The 458-nt window shown below is 72.3% G+C and carries 1 protein-coding gene; it reads right to left on the reverse strand.

Annotated elements, in window-relative coordinates; all coding sequences use genetic code 11:
- Positions 1 to 458 (reverse strand): type II secretion system F family protein (locus M8J73_RS44625; protein ID WP_249829944.1); only part of this gene is annotated, 458 nt, incomplete at both ends.

The raw sequence follows: 458 nt of genomic DNA on the forward strand, positions 1-458 counted from the left end.
GAGGGGCGAGCCGGTCACACGGGCCAGCGCGCCCTCGTTCGAGGAGTTGATCAGGAGGAGGGAGCCCAGGCCCAGGAACGGGACCGTGAACGCCGTCGCGTTGACCTCCGAGAGCATCGTGCGGACCTCGCGTCGCGTCTCCTTGCGGTCCTCCAGGGTCTGGGTGAGATTGCGGAGCGAACTGACGACCGTGCCGCCCGCCTTGTTCGACAGGACGAGGGTGGTGACGAGGACGACCAGTTCGCGGGACGGGAGGCGTTCGGCGAGCTCGCCGAGCGCGTCGTCCACGGAACGGCCGAGGGCCAGCTGGTCCGCGACCCGCGCCAGCTCCTCCCCCGCCGGGGCCTCCAGCTCCTCCGCCGCCATCGCCAGCGCCGTGCGCAGGGCGAGACCGGCCGCCGTGGCGTTGGCCAGGAGGCGGGCCACGTCGGGGAGCTGGTTGATGAACGCCTCGATCC

This window comes from Streptomyces neyagawaensis (assembly GCF_023516595.1).
In the GTDB taxonomy this organism is placed as follows: Bacteria; Actinomycetota; Actinomycetes; order Streptomycetales; family Streptomycetaceae; genus Streptomyces; species Streptomyces neyagawaensis.